General features: G+C 65.9%; 15 protein-coding genes. 12 read left to right on the forward strand and 3 right to left on the reverse strand.

The window, feature by feature from the left end:
• Positions 1–71: 71 nt before the first annotated feature.
• The 12 genes from ACFE70_RS00770 to ACFE70_RS00825 all read left to right on the forward strand — a co-directional run bounded on the left by ACFE70_RS00770 (position 72) and on the right by ACFE70_RS00825 (position 12,065).
• Entirely contained in the window at positions 72–1,667 is a 1,596-nt protein-coding gene (locus ACFE70_RS00770; RefSeq protein ID WP_375415789.1) for an FAD-dependent oxidoreductase, read from the forward strand.
• A gap of 122 nt (positions 1,668–1,789) precedes the next feature.
• On the forward strand, positions 1,790–2,683 hold the full coding sequence (locus ACFE70_RS00775) for a cyanophycinase (RefSeq protein WP_375415790.1): 894 nt from the start codon (positions 1,790–1,792) through the stop codon (positions 2,681–2,683).
• 192 nt (positions 2,684–2,875) lie between these two features.
• Positions 2,876–3,130 carry a hypothetical protein gene (locus ACFE70_RS00780; protein ID WP_375415791.1) on the forward strand — a complete coding sequence of 85 codons (255 nt, stop codon included), beginning with the start codon at positions 2,876–2,878 and terminating at the stop codon, positions 3,128–3,130.
• 36 nt (positions 3,131–3,166) lie between these two features.
• On the forward strand, positions 3,167–3,901 hold the full coding sequence (locus ACFE70_RS00785; protein WP_375415792.1) for a hypothetical protein: 735 nt from the start codon (positions 3,167–3,169) through the stop codon (positions 3,899–3,901).
• 30 nt (positions 3,902–3,931) lie between these two features.
• Positions 3,932–5,527, forward strand: coding sequence for a hypothetical protein (locus ACFE70_RS00790; RefSeq protein WP_375415793.1), 1,596 nt, complete (start codon positions 3,932–3,934; stop codon positions 5,525–5,527).
• 220 nt (positions 5,528–5,747) lie between these two features.
• Positions 5,748–6,014 carry a hypothetical protein gene (locus ACFE70_RS00795; RefSeq protein WP_375415794.1) on the forward strand — a complete coding sequence of 89 codons (267 nt, stop codon included), beginning with the start codon at positions 5,748–5,750 and terminating at the stop codon, positions 6,012–6,014.
• A gap of 21 nt (positions 6,015–6,035) precedes the next feature.
• Positions 6,036–7,001, forward strand: a complete 966-nt coding sequence (locus tag ACFE70_RS00800) for a YitT family protein (RefSeq protein ID WP_375415795.1) — start codon at positions 6,036–6,038, stop codon at positions 6,999–7,001.
• 367 nt (positions 7,002–7,368) lie between these two features.
• Positions 7,369–9,102: a circadian clock protein KaiC gene (gene kaiC, locus ACFE70_RS00805; protein ID WP_375415796.1), complete on the forward strand. Its 1,734-nt coding sequence runs from the start codon at positions 7,369–7,371 to the stop codon at positions 9,100–9,102.
• A 62-nt stretch (positions 9,103–9,164) separates the two neighbouring features.
• Positions 9,165–9,476 carry a circadian clock KaiB family protein gene (locus ACFE70_RS00810; protein ID WP_375415797.1) on the forward strand — a complete coding sequence of 104 codons (312 nt, stop codon included), beginning with the start codon at positions 9,165–9,167 and terminating at the stop codon, positions 9,474–9,476.
• Positions 9,477–9,487: 11 nt separating this feature from the next.
• Positions 9,488–9,850 carry a circadian clock KaiB family protein gene (locus ACFE70_RS00815; protein ID WP_375415798.1) on the forward strand — a complete coding sequence of 121 codons (363 nt, stop codon included), beginning with the start codon at positions 9,488–9,490 and terminating at the stop codon, positions 9,848–9,850.
• Positions 9,843–11,597 carry an ATP-binding protein gene (locus tag ACFE70_RS00820; protein ID WP_375415799.1) on the forward strand — a complete coding sequence of 585 codons (1,755 nt, stop codon included), beginning with the start codon at positions 9,843–9,845 and terminating at the stop codon, positions 11,595–11,597. Before ACFE70_RS00815 ends, ACFE70_RS00820 begins: the two co-directional genes overlap by 8 nt.
• A gap of 45 nt (positions 11,598–11,642) precedes the next feature.
• On the forward strand, positions 11,643–12,065 hold the full coding sequence (locus ACFE70_RS00825) for a response regulator (RefSeq protein WP_375415800.1): 423 nt from the start codon (positions 11,643–11,645) through the stop codon (positions 12,063–12,065).
• A 211-nt stretch (positions 12,066–12,276) separates the two neighbouring features.
• Here the strand turns inward: ACFE70_RS00825 and ACFE70_RS00830 are convergent, their stop codons facing one another.
• The 3 genes from ACFE70_RS00830 to ACFE70_RS00840 form a co-directional block, all read right to left on the reverse strand.
• Positions 12,277–13,056, reverse strand: coding sequence for a hypothetical protein (locus ACFE70_RS00830; RefSeq protein WP_375415801.1), 780 nt, complete (start codon positions 13,054–13,056; stop codon positions 12,277–12,279).
• Positions 13,053–14,528 carry a hypothetical protein gene (locus tag ACFE70_RS00835; RefSeq protein WP_375415802.1) on the reverse strand — a complete coding sequence of 492 codons (1,476 nt, stop codon included), beginning with the start codon at positions 14,526–14,528 and terminating at the stop codon, positions 13,053–13,055. Before ACFE70_RS00835 ends, ACFE70_RS00830 begins: the two co-directional genes overlap by 4 nt.
• Before the next feature lie 100 nt (positions 14,529–14,628).
• Positions 14,629–16,011: a hypothetical protein gene (locus ACFE70_RS00840; protein ID WP_375415803.1), complete on the reverse strand. Its 1,383-nt coding sequence runs from the start codon at positions 16,009–16,011 to the stop codon at positions 14,629–14,631.
• Positions 16,012–16,039: the final 28 nt, after the last annotated feature.

Genomic DNA, 16,039 nt, shown 5'->3' on the forward strand with positions numbered 1-16,039 from the left:
GATGACAAATTGGAATCAACTCTTAACTCCTATCGGCGTAAGGAAAAGCTCCCACTTTTTCCCTACCCCCTATGCCGACGCCCATGCCCACGCTGCCCCGCACCAACCCCGCCCACAGCTCGGCCCGCACCGAATCGTCCTGGTTCAGCACGGCGCCCGCGCTGCCTGCTTTTGCGCCGTTGCGCGAAGACCTGCGGGCCGAAGTGGTCATCGTGGGCGGCGGCATCGCGGGCCTGACCACCGCTTATCTGCTCAGCAAGGAAGGGCGCGACGTAGTGCTGCTCGAAGATGGCGAGCTGGCCTCAGGCGAGTCGGGCCGCACCACGGCGCACCTCTCCAACGCCCTCGACGACCACTATTTCAACCTGGAGAGCCTCTTTGGGAAAGAAGGCGCCCGCCTGGCGGCCGAAAGCCACTCGGCGGCCATCGACCGGATTGAGCAGATTATCAAAGACGAAAAGATAGCCTGCGACTTCGCCCGCGTCGATGGCTACCTGTTTTTGCACGAGGAAGGCAACGCGAAGGACTTGCGCAAAGAGCTGGACGCCGCCCACCGCGCCGGCCTGCGCGAGGTGGAATACCTGGCTGATGCCGGCGACGTGGGCTTTCGCACCGGCGAGTGCCTGCGCTTTCCCAACCAGGGCCAGTTCCACATTATCAAGTACCTGAGTGGGCTGGCCCAGGCCATCACCAGGCACGGCGGGCGCATCTTCACCCAAACCCACGTCACGAAGGTGGCGGGCGGCGGCGAGGCCTACGCCGAAACTACCGAGGGCCACACCGTGCGCGCCTCGGCCGGCATCGTGGTAGCCACCAACACGCCCTTCAACGACCAGGTGGTGATGCACACCAAGCAGGGCTCTTACCGCACTTACGTGATTGGGGCGCGCGTGCCCAAGGGCAGCGTGGCGCCGGCCCTGTTCTGGGACATGGGCGACCCCTACCACTACGTGCGGGTGCAGGGAGGGCCGACCGGCCTGCGTGGCGGCGCCGACTACGATGTGCTGCTGGTGGGCGGCGAAGACCACAAAGTCGGCCAGGAAGACCACCCGGAGGGCGCTTTCGACCGCCTCGAAGCCTGGACCCGCGAGCGGTTTCCGTACCTGACCGGCATCGACTTTCGCTGGTCGGGGCAGGTGCAGGAGCCCTCCGACAGCCTGGGGTTCATCGGCCGCAACCCGCTGGATGATGACAACGTGTTCATCATCACCGGCGACTCGGGCCACGGCATGACCCACGGCACCATCGGCGGGCTGCTGGTCACGGACCTCGTGCTGGGCCGCGAAAACCCCTGGGCCCAGCTCTACGACCCCGGCCGCATCACGCTCAGCCTGGAAAACGCCAAGGAGTTTGTGAAGGAAAACGTGAACGTAATGGCCGAGTATACCGAGCTGCTGACCGGCGGCGACGTGTCGAAGGAAGAGCAGATTAAGCCCGGCGAGGGCGCCGTGCTGCGCCGCGGCCTCACCAAAGTGGCCGTGTACAAGGACGAGGCCGGCGCCACCCACGCCTGCTCGGCCATCTGCCCGCACCTGGGCTGCGTGGTGCACTGGAACGGCCTGGAAAAAAGCTGGGACTGCCCCTGCCACGGCTCCCGCTTCGACGCCTTCGGCGCCCTGGTCATCGGCCCGGCCAACTCCGACCTGACGCCCGTGGGTGAGGAGTAAGCTCGCCGGGGATATAGCACGCTACGCAAGCCTTCAAGGGATTTTGACCCTTGGAGGCTTCGTTGCTTCCGGCCCGCGGCCCTGGTTCAGCTTGCCAATCATCCTTTTTCCTTTCAGCTCCTATGCCCACCCGCAAACAGCCCGCCGCCAGCCCAGTCCCTACCCCCCCCTTGAGCCCCTATGCCTGCCCGGCGCCGCGCGGCATCCTCATTGCCATCGGCGGGCGGGAAGAAAAGGTGTCGCCCACCGGCGCCGACAGCGACCACACCTCCAACGCCATCCTGCGGCGCTTTGTGGAAGAGCTGACCCTGCCGGGGCCGGTGCTGGTGGTGCCCATTGCGTCCGAGTTTCCGGAGGCCGCTGCCGCTGACTACCTCACCGTGCTGCGCGAGCTGGGCGTGGCGCGCGTGGAGGTAGTGGACGTGCGCGAGCGGCCCGAGGTCGACACCGACGAGCACCTGCGCCTGCTGGAGGAAGCCGCCGGCCTGCTCTTCACCGGCGGCGACCAGCTCCGCCTCACGGCCCTGCTCGGCGGCACGCGCTGGCTGCGCCGCCTCAAGGAGCGCCACGCCCGCGAGGCTATTGTGATTGCCGGCACCTCGGCCGGCGCGGCGGCCATGAGCACGCCCATGATTTACCAGGGCCGCGACAACGGTGGGATGCGCAAGGATGAGATTCACGTCACCACCGGCCTGCAATTCTTGCACGACGTGGCCATCGACACCCACTTTGTGCGGCGCGGGCGCATCATCCGCATGGCCCAGATTATTGCCACCAACCCCGGCTGCCTGGGCCTGGGCCTGGAAGAGGACACCGGCGTCGTCATCCGGGAAGGCCGCGAGCTGGAAGTTATCGGTTCGGGCGTGGTCACCATCGTGGAGGGGCAGGCGGGCACGGCCACCAACATTCACCGCATCAAGCCCGGCCAGCCCTTCACCATCCGCGACCTGCGCCTGCACATCCTGGGCGGCGGCGAGTGCTACACCTTGCCCGTGCAGGAATGGCTGCACGGGTAGGGCGGGGGTAGGGGGTAGAAACGCCGCGACGGGCCGCTGCTGCTGTTGGTGCGCCCGGCCCGCGGCAGTTTCGCCGGCTGATTAAATTCCCTACCCCCCCTTCCGGGCCGGAAGCCTACTGAGGAACAAACCTGCTCTTGCTCAACCCTTACGCCGCCAACTCGTTAGCCCCAACATCCTTGCCTTGCTGCCATGCGCCACGTTGCCGATATTCCGCATTCTACCGTAAAAATCACGCTCCTGGCCTGGAACGGCAAGTTCTTGCTCAAGCTGGAGCAGGGCAGCCTGGAGCAGACCTACAAGGTGGCCGAGCTGGACCTGCTCACGGGCACCGACGCCGAGGTGCGCGAATTGCTCGACGACGAGTTTATGGCCGCCGCCGTGGCCCGCTTCGCCGCCATGCGGGCCGATTTGCAGGCGGCCTTCGCGCGGCAGGAAGTACGCTGAGCCGTGGCACTTGACTTTCACTTATTTCCTACCCCCATGCTGAAATTTACCTCCTCCCTGCTGCTGGTTCTGCTGCTGACGGTGGCCCGGCCGCCGCGGGCTGCCGCCCAGCTCTACGACGTGCGCGCCGGCACCGTCAGCCACGAGAAGCGCGAGCGCCCGGCCCTGAAAGTGCAGGTCGACGGCTCGGCCAACGACACCCGCAGCTACTTCCAGGACTGGATGAAGGACGGCTACAACGTGCGCTTCAAGGGCGGCGGCATTGCCGGGCTGGGCAAGTCGACCACGCTCACGGCCAAGCAGGCGTCGGTTTCAACCCTGTCGGGCAAACTCGTCAACCTGTACGCCACCGTTATCGCGCCCACCGACTCGACGGCCGAAGTGGCGCTGTTCGGCGGCCTTGATGACAACACCTTTTTCGACGAGACGGGCAGCCCGACCGAGTATGGTGCTATGCGCACGCTGCTGCAAAGCTTCGCCAGCGCCGCCCGTCCGCGCGCCTACCGTGCCGCCATCGACGAGGCCGGGAAAAAGCTGCGCGAGGCCGAGCGCGACAAGGAAAAGCTGGAGCGCAACGTGCAGCAGCGCCGGGCCAGCACCGTCAGCAACCTCAAGCGCATCGAGGACTTGAAAAAAGAAAACACTCAAAACAAGCAGCAGGTAAGTCAGGATTCGGTGCGGCTGCTGCAAAACGTGGATGTGCGCCGCGCCGCCGACCTGCGCCTGCAACAGCGCCGCGCCCGCCTCTCGGCCCTGGGCCAGAAAAACTAGCTTTCGCAGTTCTTTTTTCGTTTAGGGACCATGACCCCTTCGCCCATCGACCCTACTTCGCAGCCCGAGGTGCTGCGCCAGCTCAAGGCCCTGCTCGACCAGGGCGCCATCACCGCCGCCGAATACGCCATTCTCAAGCACCGGGCCGTGGCGGCCCCCCCGGCGGCGCCCGCGCGCCCGCCGGCTGGCCCCCCGGTGTCCGCGCCGGCGCCGGCGCCACCCCTGCCCCCGCCGCCTGTGGCGGCGCCGTCCGCGGCGGCGCCCGCCGCTGAGCTGCCATCGCTGCTTGATATGTACCAGCAAGCGCCGGCCGCCCCGACCCCGCTCGCCCCCGCGCCACCCCCGGCGGCCCCGGCGGCACCCGGGGAGATGCCGCCACCCCGGTTGGTGCCGGTAGCGCCGGTGGTTGTGGCGCCGGCGTCGGCTACGGCTGCGCCTTCTGCCCCGGTGCCGGCCAGGGCCGCGGAAGTGACTTTCCTGCCCGTCACGCCCGTACCCGCCGCGCCGCCTCAGGTGCCGTCGCAAGTGCCGCCCACAGTTGATTTCTTGCCGCCAGTTGGGCCGCCCGTACCCGTCGCGCCCGTCCTACCCCCCCCGGTGACCGCAACACCCGTCCCGGCGCCGGCCGCGTCACTTGGTGGCTTGGCTGAGGCTCAGCGCGCGCCGGTGCCGATGGAGCCGGTCGCCGTGCGGGCCGCCGCGCCCGAAATGGCACCGGCGCCGGACTTCCAGCCCGTGCCCTCATCCAAGCGCCCCAGCCGGGCGCTGCCCACCCTGCTACTGGCCCTGGGCGGTCTGGCCTTGCTGCTGCTGCTGGGCTACTTGTTTCTGGGGCCCGACCAGGGCGATGAGCATCTGACCAGCCGCAGCCGGACCGCCGCCGACTCGGTGGCTGTGGGCCCCGAAACCGGCCCGCAGGCTGGCCCGTCGGCTTCGGCGCCTACCCCCCCCGCGCCGGAAGAAGACCTTTCCAGCCCTCCGGTAGCGGCAGCGGCGCCCCCGCGCGACTCGGTGGTCAGGCCCGCCCCGGCCCCAAAGCCGGTTATCACGGAAGCTGAGGACGCCGTTTTCCCCAGCGCGCCGGCCCCTGCTAAGCCGGTGCCCACCCCGCAGCCGGCGCCGGCTGCTGCTACGCCGCCCACCGAGGAGCCGGCTGCGGCCCCGGCGGCCAGCCCGCAGGCCGGCGCCGATGATTCGGCGCCGGCCGCCGCGCCCGAAGAAGGCGACGACGAGGCCACTACCCGCGTGCGCCAGGCCCTGAGCAGCTACTACACCGACTTGCAGGTGCCGCCCTTCAACGCCCGGCAGCACTTCGCGCCGGTGGTCGAGCGCCTCTACACCCGCCAGAACCTGACGCCGGCCGCCATCGAAAGTGAGCTGAATCAAAGCATGTTTCCGGAGTTTAAGCAGCTGAGCACCACCGTGGTGCCAGGCACACTGCGCGTGGCGCCCGCCGCCGCCGACGGCACCCGCACCGTGACCTACATCGAGCGGAGCCGGGCGTTTCGGGTTTCGCGGGGCAAGTACCAGCGCACCCGCACCCAGGTGCGCGTGCGCTTCGACCCGGAGTATAAGATGACTTATATGCGCCAGGAAAAGCTGCTGGAAAACGCCTTTGAGGAGTAACAGAATTTCTTCGCCCAGTTGCCAGCAACCCAAGCCCGGCGGTTCGCCTTCTGCGTAGAGGATGAGCCGCTGGGCTTGACTCTTGAGCAGTAAACCCAGGGGACGCTACCCGGCAAAGCAGCCAGCGCATGGCTGAGCAGGCTCGAAACTGCATACACAAAGCTCAGGGCGGCTCCCGGCAGCGGGCCGTTCGAGTAGCTCTTGCACAGCTGACAACTCTATGAGACCTTTTCTACTCTTCAGTCTGCTGGTCCTTGGTCTTGGTGCGGGCTGCGAAGAGTCGCCCAGCAGCCGCGGCAAGCGCGTCGAGGAAGCCCGGCGCCGCGTGCCGCCCGACTACCGCGTGGTCACAATTGAGGGCTGCGAATATTTGCGCGTCGAAGTCACCCACGGCTACGCCACGCTCACCCACAAGGGCAACTGCCGCAACCCGATTCATCCCTACCAGGACACGAGCGGCCGACGCGCGGCCCGCCCAGCCCGCTAGCGCGCCGCTTCGCCCTCATTTATGTTGCTGCCCCAACTCATTCTGCTGCGCAAGCTGCGCCAACGCTCTCCCAGCTCCGCTATGGAAGATATGGACGAATCATCACCCGCCGGCGGCGCGCCCGTCGCCGATTTGCTCTCCGGCCTTAAGAATTTCGGCCTCATCGGGCTCGGCATCCTGAGCGCGGGCATGGGCATCAGGGGCTTCTTGCAGTCCAGCCACTTCATCGACGGCGGCGTGACGGGCGTCTCGATGCTGCTTTCAGCCGCTTTCGACATTCGGCTGTCCTGGCTGCTGCTGGTCATCAACCTGCCGTTTCTGCTGCTCGGCTACCGGCAGCTGGGCCTGGCCTTCGCCCTGAAAAGCGCCGCCGCCATTGCCGGCCTCTCGCTGGCCATTGCCGTAGTTCCCTACCCCGACGTGACGCCCGATTTGCTCCTGACGGCCGTGTTTGGCGGCGTCTTTATCGGGGCCGGCATCGGGCTGGCCATGCGCGGCGGGGCCGTGCTCGACGGCACCGAAATCGCCGCCCTGCTCGTGAGCCAGCGCACGCCGCTGCTGAAAGTAAGCGACGTGATTCTGCTGGTCAATATCGTCATCTTTGGCGCAGCCATGCTCGTGCTCGGCGTCCAGGCCGCCCTCTATTCCATCCTCACTTACGTGGCCGCCTCCAAAACCCTGGACTTCCTGCTCAACGGCATCGAGCAGTATACGGGCGTAACCATTATCTCCGAGCGCAGCGAGGATATTCGCTTCGCTATCACGCACTTGCTGGGCCGGGGCGTCACCATTTACAAGGGCGAGAGCGGCTACGGCAAGCGCGGCGAGCAGGGCCAGGAGATGAACATCGTCTTCACCGTCGTCACCCGCCTGGAACTGCCGCAGGTGCGCCAGGAAGTCAAGCGCCTCGACCCGCACGCCTTCCTGGTGCAGCACAGCATCGACGACGCCGTGGGCGGAATGCTCAAGCGCCGGCCTTTGCATTAGGCAGGGGGGTAGGGAATAAGGCGATTAAAGGGCGGTCATGCTGAGCAAAGCCAAGCATCTCGCCAGGGGAAGTAGTTTAAATAAAAGGTGAAAGGCGGTCATGTCGAGCAACGCGAGACATCTTGCGTGGGGAAGTAATCAATGGCAACCAATGATTGAAGTACTATGCTGCCAGGATGCTTCGGCAAGCTCAGCAGGACCACCTGAGGGTTGGATTACTTTCCCACGCGGAATGCTTCGCTCCGTTGCGCGGCGCGCGGCATGACGTCCTTTTAGCCTGCCCGTCCCCAGCCATTCCCTACCCCCCCCGATTCCGCGTAGCTTTGCCTGGCCCAGCTCTACCCGCCCTTGCTTTCCGCAACCTGCAATGCCTTACCGTTCCGCTCCCGCTTCTGCCGACCCTGTCCTGCCCACGCTGCCCAAAGCCCTGACCGGCATCGACGGGCTCGATGAAATTACGGAGGGCGGGCTGCCGCTGGGCCGGCCCACGCTGGTGTGCGGCAGCGCTGGCTGCGGTAAGACGCTCATGGCTATGGAGTTTCTGGTGCGCGGCGCCGTCGAGTTTCAGGAGCCGGGCGTGTTCATGGCCTTCGAGGAAACGGCCGACGAACTGACCGCCAACGTCGCCTCGCTGGGCTTCGATTTGCCCGATTTGCAAGCCCAGAAGCTCCTGCGCCTCGACCACGTGCACGTCGACCGCGCCGAGATTGAGGAAACCGGCGATTACGATTTGGAAGGCCTGTTCATCCGCCTCGGCTACGCCATCGACTCCATCGGGGCCAAGCGCGTGGTGCTCGACACGATTGAGAGCTTGTTCAGCGGCTTCTCCAACGAGGCCCTGCTGCGGGCCGAAATCCGCCGCCTCTTCCGCTGGCTCAAGGATAAGGGCGTCACGACCATCATCACTGCTGAGCGCGGCGAGGGCAGCCTGACCCGGCAAGGCCTGGAGGAGTACGTGTCGGACTGCGTGATTCTGCTCGACAACCGCGTCATCGACCAGATCACGACCCGCCGGCTGCGCATCGTCAAGTACCGCGGCAGCACCCACGGCACGAATGAGTATCCCTACCTCATCACTGAGGACGGCATCTCGGTTTTGCCCGTCACGTCGCTCAAGCTTGAGCACGAAGTTTCCGACCGCATCGTCTCGTCGGGCATCCCGGCCCTGGACGAGATGTTCGGGCTCAAGGGTTTCTACGAGGGCAGCAGCATTCTCATCACCGGCACGGCCGGCACAGCCAAGACCACGCTCGCCGCCGGCTTCGCCCACGAAATCTGCCGGACCGGCGGGCGCTGCCTGTTTTTCGCCTTTGAAGAGTCGCCCAAGCAGCTCATCCGCAACATGAAGTCCGTGGGCCTGAATCTGGCTCCCTGGGTAGAGGCCGGCGCGTTGCGCATCGAGGCCGCCCGGCCCACGCTCAACGGCCTGGAGCGGCACCTGGTCACGGTGCACAAGCTGGTCCGGGAGTTCGAGCCCACGGCCGTCGTCATCGACCCCATCAGCAACCTGATTTCAGTCGGCAATATCAACGAGGTGCGCTCGATGCTCACCCGGCTGATTGATTTTTTGAAAGTAAACAGCATAACGGCCCTGTTTACTTCCCTGCTCAGCGGCACCAACCGCAGTGAGGAGATGACCGAAGAAGGCGTCTCGTCGCTGGTTGACACCTGGATTAGCGTCCGCGATTTGGAGGGAGTAGGCGAGCGCAACCGCGGACTGAGCATTCTCAAAAGCCGGGGTATGAGTCACTCGAACCAGGTGCGCGAGTTCGTCGTCACCGAGCGCGGCATCGAGCTGCTCGACGTCGTGATTGGGCCCACGGGCATCATTACCGGCGCCAGCCGCCTCACCGAGCAGCTGCGCGAGCAAGCCCAGGCCGCCGCCGCCCAGCAGGAGCTGGCCCGCCGCGACCGCGAGCTGGAGCGCCGCCGCCGCACCCTGGAAGCCAACATCGGCAATCTGCGCACGGAATTTGAGAGCGTCGAAGAAGAGCTGCGCTTCATCAACAGCGAGGAGCAGCTGCGCCAGCAGGCCGCCACCCGCGACCGGGCCGCACTCCACGGCAGCGGCACGCCGCTGGCCGAGTCGCGTCAGTCATAGGGGCCGGTGGGCCGTACAACCAAGTATAGCTGCCAGCGGTTTGTTGGCCTAAAGTTCTCCTGATGGAAGTGGAAGACGTCGATGCGAAGGAAACCTGGGAGCTGCGCCTCTACGTGGCGGGCCAGACGCCGAAGTCGGTAATGGCGCTGGCCAACCTGCGCCGCTACTGCGACGAGCACTTGGTGGGCCGCTACCAGCTGGAAGTGATTGACTTGCTCGAAAATCCGCAACTGGCCGAGGGCGACCAGATTCTGGCCATCCCGACCTTGGTGCGCAAGGTGCCGGTGCCGATTCGCAAGATTATCGGCGACTTATCTAATGAAGAGCGGGTGCTGGTTGGGCTCGATATCCGGCCGGTGGCCAAAACCGCCTAATCTGCGCCCAGATGATAATTGTTGGAGAGTCGGTCGGAGAAGATGACGGCCCGGAGTATCTGCTGCACCTCTACATCACGGGGGCCACGCCCAACTCGACGCGGGCGGTGCGCAACATCAAGGAAATCTGCGAAGAGCACCTGAAAGGGCGCTACGAGCTGCTCATTATTGACATCTACCAGCAGCCCGAGCGCGCGGCCGACGAGCAGATGATTGCCGCCCCTACTTTAATTAAGAAGCGCCCCGGCCTGGTGCGCCGCCTCGTCGGCGACCTCTCGGACCGGCGCCGGGTGCTGGTAGCGCTGGGCCTGCCCGCGCCCGAAACTGATTTCCCTACCCCCCCCGCCGCGCCCAACGGCCCCAGCAATGGCTGAGCCAACGGGGAACGGGTTGCCCCACCTGCAAGCCCTGACCCAGGAAAATGAGGAGCTGCGCCACCAGCTTCAGGAAGCGCAGGAGCTGATTGAGGCCGTGCGCACCGGCGCCGTCGATGCGCTAGCCATTCAGGGTGCCGACGGGCCGCGCATCTTCACGCTCGAAGGGGCCGACCAGGGCTACCGCACCCTGATTGAGCGCATGAACGAGGGCGCCCTGCTGCTGAGCCCCGACAACACGATTCTGTACTGCAACGCCTGCCTGGCGGGCTGGCTGGAGCTGGGGCTGGAAACGGTGATTGGCAGCTCTTTCGACGCCTTCGTACCCCCCACCTTCGGGGCCTACTGGGCCGGCCTGCTGGGCCAGGGCTGGGCGGGCTGGAGCCGGGGCGAGCTGCCGCTGGGCGCGCGCGGCGGCACCCAGCGCCCGGTGGCCGTGTCCATGAACGTGCTCATCTTCAACGAGGCGCCGGTGCTGGCCGTCATCCTCACCGACTTGTCGGCCGAAACGGAAGTGAAGGCCATCCGGGCGCGGGTGGCCGAGCAAAACCAGCTGCTGGAGCAGCAGAACGAGGTGTTGAAAATGCAGGAGGCTGCCCGCCTGGTGGTCGAGCAGGCCGCCGCCGAAGCCCGCCGGCTGCTGGAAGGCATCCCCCAGATTGCCTGGACCGCCGGGCCCGATGGCCGCAACACCTACCTCAACTCGGGCTGGTTTGACTATGTGGCGCCCCAGGGCGAGCGCAGCCGCGACGAGTGGCTGCGCAGCGCCATCCATCCCGACGACCTGGCGGCCGGCGCCGCCGCCTGGCGGCAGTGCCTGGCCACCGGGCAGGCCCTGGAAGTGGAGTGCCGCATCCGCAACGCCGCCGGCCACTACCGCTGGATGCTGGGCCGCGCCCTGCCCTCGCGCGACGAGCAGGGCGCCATCATGCAGTGGGTTGGCACCTACACCGATATTCACGAGCACAAGCTGGCCCTGGCCCGCATCGACGAGGCCCAGCGGGCGCTGCAAGCCAACAACGAGCAGCTCACCCGCGCCAACGTGGATTTGGACAACTTCATCTACACGGCTTCCCACGACCTCAAGGCGCCCATCACCAACATCGAAGGCCTGCTCGACGCCCTGCGCTGGGAGCTGCGCGCGCAGCCGGGGGGGGTAGGGATTGCTGCCGACGCGCCGCCCACTGAGGTGGCGCCCATTCTGGGCATGATGCAGGACTCAGTAGAGCGATTTAAGCGCACGATTGAGCAGCTGACCGACGTCACGCAGCTGCAAAAGGAATCAGCCGCGCCCGCCGCGCCCCTCGACCTGGCCCGGCTCATTGCCGAGGTGCAGCTCGATTTGGCCCCGCAGGTGCAAGCCAGCGGCGCCGAGGTGCGGGTGGAGGTCGGGAGCTGTCCGCCGGTTTCGTTCAGCGAGAAAAACCTGCGCTCGGTGGTTTACAACCTGCTCAGCAACGCCCTCAAGTACCGCGCGCCGGCCCGCCCGCCGCGGGTGCACATCCGCTGCCGCCACGAGGGCGCCCATATCGTGCTGGAGGTGCAGGACAACGGCCTGGGCCTGGAGTTGCGGCACGGTGGCGAAGAAAAGCTTTTCGCCCTGTTTCAGCGCCTGCACGACCACGTGGAAGGCTCCGGTATCGGCCTCTTCATGGTCAAGAAAATGGTGGAAAATGCCGGCGGCCACATTCGGGTGCAGAGCGAGCTGGGGGTAGGCTCCACGTTTGCGGTGTACTTAAAACAATAGTCGGGGCGTGCCCCTTCCCAACCGAAAACCCCTACCCCCGCTGCCGTGCAAAAGCTGAACTGCGTGCTGCTGATTGACGACGACCAGACCACGAACTACCTCAATCAATTGCTGCTGCGCCGCCTGCACGTCACCGAGCACGTGCTGGTGGCCGGCAACGGCCGCGAGGCCCTGGCCCTGCTGGCCGAGCACTGCGGCGAAGCTGGCGCCGGCCACTGCCCGGCCCTGATTCTGCTCGACGTAAACATGCCCGTCATGAACGGCTTCGAGTTTCTGGAAGCTTACGCCGAACTGCCCGCTGCCCAGCGCCAGGCGGCCGTCGTGGTGATGCTCACCACCTCGCTGCACCCGCAGGACCTGGAGCGGGCCCGGCAGCTCGAAGTAGCCGGCTTCCTGAGCAAACCCCTGACCCGCAAGGACCTGAGCGAAATTCTACGTACTCACTTCCATCGCGAGCTGGAGGAGTAAACTAGTGCTTGGTGCGCAGTTGGGTAGTCAGCCCCAGCGGGGCGGCATAATGGTAGAAAATCGGCTCTCTCAACGTTCGAGCCCCCGCGGGGCGACACCTCCGGCTGCGCGGCCAAGGCGTCGCCCCGCGGGGGCTCTGGTATTTTCCTACCCCCTCTTTCTACCATTATGCCGCCCCGCTGGGGCTGACTACCCAACTGCGCACTTACCCCTATTTCACCTGCCCGATTTTCGGGATGATTTGAATGAGGAAGCGCTGGTTGCGCTTTTCCTCGGCATTGGTCACGCGCAGGTTGCGCTTCCGGGAATTATAGCGGCCGACGCCGCCGTAGCCGTTGCCAGCCAGGGCCAGCTCCAGCAGGCCGTGGTAGCGGGGGGCATCGAAGTCGGCGATGCGCTCCTGGCGCCAGAAGTCGTGCAGAGCCTTAGCGCGCTGGTAGCTCAGGATGTAGCCCCAGTTTTCGTAGCTGGTGTAGGCGTAGGTGTCGTAGCGCGGGGCGCGGGCGTCTTGCAGGTTTGAGGCGCTGCCTTGGATGAGCAGCACGTAGCTCACCTCGCGCAGGGCCGGGTCGTGGCGCTTGCGGGCCAGCAGCGAGTCCACGAGGCTGCGCAGGGCCCGGCCGGTTTGGCGCAGGTAGGTCAGGCTGGCAGCGGCCTGGGCGGGGGGTAGGCTTTGGCTGGGGCGGCGCAGGTCCCACTGCCCGCCCTGAAACTGGATGTCGCGCGCCAGCGTGTAGCGCCGGAACCGGGGCTCGTAGCGAAACAGGGTTTTGTCGCTCATCAACTGCTGCACCGAGCTTTCGAGGCGCTGAATGAGCTGCAACTGGCGCAGCTGCACCCGGAGCTGGTTTTCGCGCTCCTGAAAGCGGCGGTAGCTGAGCACGAACAAGACGAGCATGATGAGGAAGAGCGCCGTCATCAGGTCCACGTAGCTGAGCCAGAAGGGGTTTTGGCGGCTACCGGCGCCGGGGCCGTTGCGCTGCGGGCTCATCGGGTGGCTTTGGGGCTGGCAGGGGGGGTAGGGGCCGGGCCGCCGAACACCTTGGCCATCATGCGGCCCACGGGACCTTTAGCGGTGGCCTTTTCCAGTAGCTCGTTCAACGTGCGCATCTGCTCCGTGAGCTGCTGGTGCAGCTGGGCGTCGGCGGTGAGCTTCTGCAGCAGCTGCTCGTTGGTGCGGCCGATGGCTTGGGCCAGGATTTCGTGCTGCTGGTTGAGCTGAGCCTGGCGCTGGGGCAGGTTGCCGAGCGGCTCCATAAACTTCATGATGCGCTCGTAGATGTTGTCGCGGTTCAGGGCCTGGAAATGCTCCTGCCAGAGGTTAGCCGCCTCGGTGGCTTCCTGCTGAAAGTAGGCCATGCGGCGGCGCATCACGTCAGCCAATTGATGATACTGCTCGTCGAAAAACTGCCCGGTCTGGCCGGTGAGGCGGTCCATCTCGGCCTGGTTTTGCTGGAAAAAAGCCAACTGCGCCCGCACTGTGCCGTCGTGCTGCCGGAGCAGTTCGGGCACCTGGTTCAGGCCCTGCTCTAAACTGGTAAGCCGATTGAGCAGGTTTTCAACCCGCTCGGCCACGGCGCTGCCGTTGCGCAGGGTGGCGTTCAACTTTTCCTGGTACACCAGGAAATTCTCGAAGTGATGCGCGCTCTGCGCCACTTTTTCGAAGACGCGGATGCTGGCCTCGGCCATCTCAGTGTAGCCGACTTTTTGCAGCTCCGCCAGAAAATCCTTTTGGGTGCTGATATTCTCGTTCAGCGCCCCGACAATGGGCCCGAACTCGTAAATTTTGCTCAAAAACTCCTGGTTAAACGCATCGAGCACTGACTTGAGGTTGCCCAGGCTGCCGGCCATGTCGGAGTGCAGAATGGGCAGCAGCTCGACCTGCAAAAACGTGTAGTAGGCGTTGCGCCGCGCCTCGGCCTGCCGCCGCGCCGTGCGGTATAGTGCCCCGGCGTACTGCGTCAAGCCCAGCCCGCAGAGGCTGCCGACCATCGCAATGGCCACACCCTGCAAAAACGCCTGAATGGCCGCATCATCAAACTTACCGCCGCTCAACAGCAGGCTTGCCAGCCCCAGAATAGCGCCGCCAAATGTGCCCATCAACCCGATGTAGAGCGGAGCGGAGGTGCCGGCCTGCACTTCCTCATCGAGCGCAGCAGCGCGCCGCTCGGCAATGCTTTGCAGGATGTTGAAGTCGGCGGTGCCCTTGTTTTTGCGCAGGTAGGCGTTGGTGTCGGCCAGCAGCTCCCGGAAGTCGGGGCCGGCGGCGCCTGTCATTATAGATACTTCTCTTGCTAGCTGATTAACTATTTCCTTTAGACTTTGAGGTACCATAGACAGCTGCTCACTTTCTGGAAACAGCGCCGCCAGCCGCGCCGACTCCCGCCGGCTACGGGCGAAAGCGCGGAGCTGCAAGCCGACAATCAGCGCCACGACCAGCAGCTCCAGCAGGGAAAGGGCCATAATCAGTAGAGTGCGGGGCTCGCCCCCGCCCGGCGCGGGAACGATAATCGAAGAGAAAATTAAATCGGCGCGAATGCCGGGCGGGGGCAAGCCCCGCACCCTACGCGAAGTGAATCTGCGCCTTCTGGCTGATGTGCCAGTCGCCCGAGGCCTGCCGCTGCACTGTGCCCGGCACGTCGGTAATGATGCGCGAAACCGCTCCCTGCGGATAGTTATACGTGCAGGCCGGGTCCAGAATGCTGTGGTGCGAGCCGATGTAGCCGCTGTGGGCCGCCTCGTTGCGCGTGACTACGAACGTGCCCTGGTCGGGCGTCTGCGCATCAACCGTGATTTCAAAAATAGTGTACGAGGCCGGCGCGTCGGCCAGGTTGTCGCGCCGGAAAGCTCCGTCGAGCGGCTGCTGATTAACGTAGATGGTGCGCAGCTGGGGGATAGGAGCGGGGGTCGTAGCCGCGGCGGGTTCGGCTGTCACCAGTTCCAGCAGGCTGGGCGGCAGGGGGGGGGTAGGGCCTGCCGCCAGAGCGGGTGCGGGCGGGCTCACCGCCGGGGTCGCGGCGCGCGGCGCGGCTACTGGCGCCGCTACATTTCGCGGCGCTGAGGGGGGCAGCACCACGGCCGGCGGGCTGACTGCGGGCTGAGAGGCCGCGGGCAGCGCCGCCAGCACCTGTCTGTGCACTTCCTTACGCAGCTCTTCATATTGGCCGGGGCTGAACGTGTTGCTGTCGATAGTCCGGCGGCTGGTACCGCTGGAAGCCGCTGGGCGGCCAAGTCCGCTCTTGGGCCGGGCGCGGGTCAGCAGCAGATACAGCACACCCAGCAGGCTGAGCGCCGACATAATCAGGGAAAGCATAGGCAGCCAGGAAGAAGCGCTTTCGGGCGCGGGGTCGGAGTAAGGGGCTGGCGCGGGTAGGGCGGGGGCGGGCTGCGGGGCGGTATCGGAGGTGCCTGCCGCCGGCGCCGCTACCGGTAGTCCGGCGCCGATGGCGGGGCCGGCCAGGGTGAGAGCGGCGGGAGCTGGCGGCAACGATGGAGCCGTAGCCAGTTGGCTGAGCTGCGCCGACAAGGCATCAAGCCGTTGCTTGCGGGCCGGGTCCTTCATACGGTCGGCGTTGCTTTCCAGCTTGCTGCGGATGGCCGTTAGCAGCTTCGGTAGGTTCGTGGTGCCCCGGGTTTCTTCGTAAAAGGTCTGGAAGGTTTGCAGGTGACTCTGCTGCCTGGGCCGCTGCTGCTTTTCTGCGTTTACGGCGTCGGTGAGGCTGCTGGCGAACGTGGACAGGCTGCCCTCATCCATCGCCGGCTCCAGCTCCGGGCGCAAACTCGCCAGGTCCGGGTCGTCGGCGTAGATGAACCGGGCCGCGGCGCCCCAAATTCGGGCGCGGCGCTCGTCATTGGTTGCTGACGGTTGAGTGGCTCCCGCCGCTGGCCGCGCCGCGGGCTGGCCCTGGCCCGCCGCCGGGCGGCTGAGCCCAGCTGTGAGGAGCATGAGTGCCAGAGCGTGGCCCAGCCTGGCT

It is taken from the genome of uncultured Hymenobacter sp., from assembly GCF_964243305.1.
GTDB lineage: Bacteria > Bacteroidota > Bacteroidia > Cytophagales > Hymenobacteraceae > Hymenobacter.

Excerpts from the sequence above, each read along its gene's own strand:
- ACFE70_RS00820 (WP_375415799.1), top strand. The coding sequence starts at position 9,843 with ATGGCTGAGCCAACGGGGAACGGGTTGCCCCACCTGCAAGCCCTGACC.
- ACFE70_RS00840 (WP_375415803.1), bottom strand. The coding sequence starts at position 16,011 with ATGCTCCTCACAGCTGGGCTCAGCCGCCCGGCGGCGGGCCAGGGCCAG.
- ACFE70_RS00780 (WP_375415791.1), top strand. The coding sequence starts at position 2,876 with ATGCGCCACGTTGCCGATATTCCGCATTCTACCGTAAAAATCACGCTC.
- ACFE70_RS00830 (WP_375415801.1), bottom strand. The coding sequence starts at position 13,056 with ATGAGCCCGCAGCGCAACGGCCCCGGCGCCGGTAGCCGCCAAAACCCC.
- ACFE70_RS00810 (WP_375415797.1), top strand. The coding sequence starts at position 9,165 with ATGGAAGTGGAAGACGTCGATGCGAAGGAAACCTGGGAGCTGCGCCTC.
- ACFE70_RS00775 (WP_375415790.1), top strand. The coding sequence starts at position 1,790 with ATGCCCACCCGCAAACAGCCCGCCGCCAGCCCAGTCCCTACCCCCCCC.
- kaiC (WP_375415796.1), top strand. The coding sequence starts at position 7,369 with ATGCCTTACCGTTCCGCTCCCGCTTCTGCCGACCCTGTCCTGCCCACG.
- ACFE70_RS00770 (WP_375415789.1), top strand. The coding sequence starts at position 72 with ATGCCGACGCCCATGCCCACGCTGCCCCGCACCAACCCCGCCCACAGC.
- ACFE70_RS00800 (WP_375415795.1), top strand. The coding sequence starts at position 6,036 with ATGTTGCTGCCCCAACTCATTCTGCTGCGCAAGCTGCGCCAACGCTCT.
- ACFE70_RS00815 (WP_375415798.1), top strand. The coding sequence starts at position 9,488 with ATGATAATTGTTGGAGAGTCGGTCGGAGAAGATGACGGCCCGGAGTAT.
- ACFE70_RS00785 (WP_375415792.1), top strand. The coding sequence starts at position 3,167 with ATGCTGAAATTTACCTCCTCCCTGCTGCTGGTTCTGCTGCTGACGGTG.
- ACFE70_RS00795 (WP_375415794.1), top strand. The coding sequence starts at position 5,748 with ATGAGACCTTTTCTACTCTTCAGTCTGCTGGTCCTTGGTCTTGGTGCG.
- ACFE70_RS00835 (WP_375415802.1), bottom strand. The coding sequence starts at position 14,528 with ATGGCCCTTTCCCTGCTGGAGCTGCTGGTCGTGGCGCTGATTGTCGGC.
- ACFE70_RS00790 (WP_375415793.1), top strand. The coding sequence starts at position 3,932 with ATGACCCCTTCGCCCATCGACCCTACTTCGCAGCCCGAGGTGCTGCGC.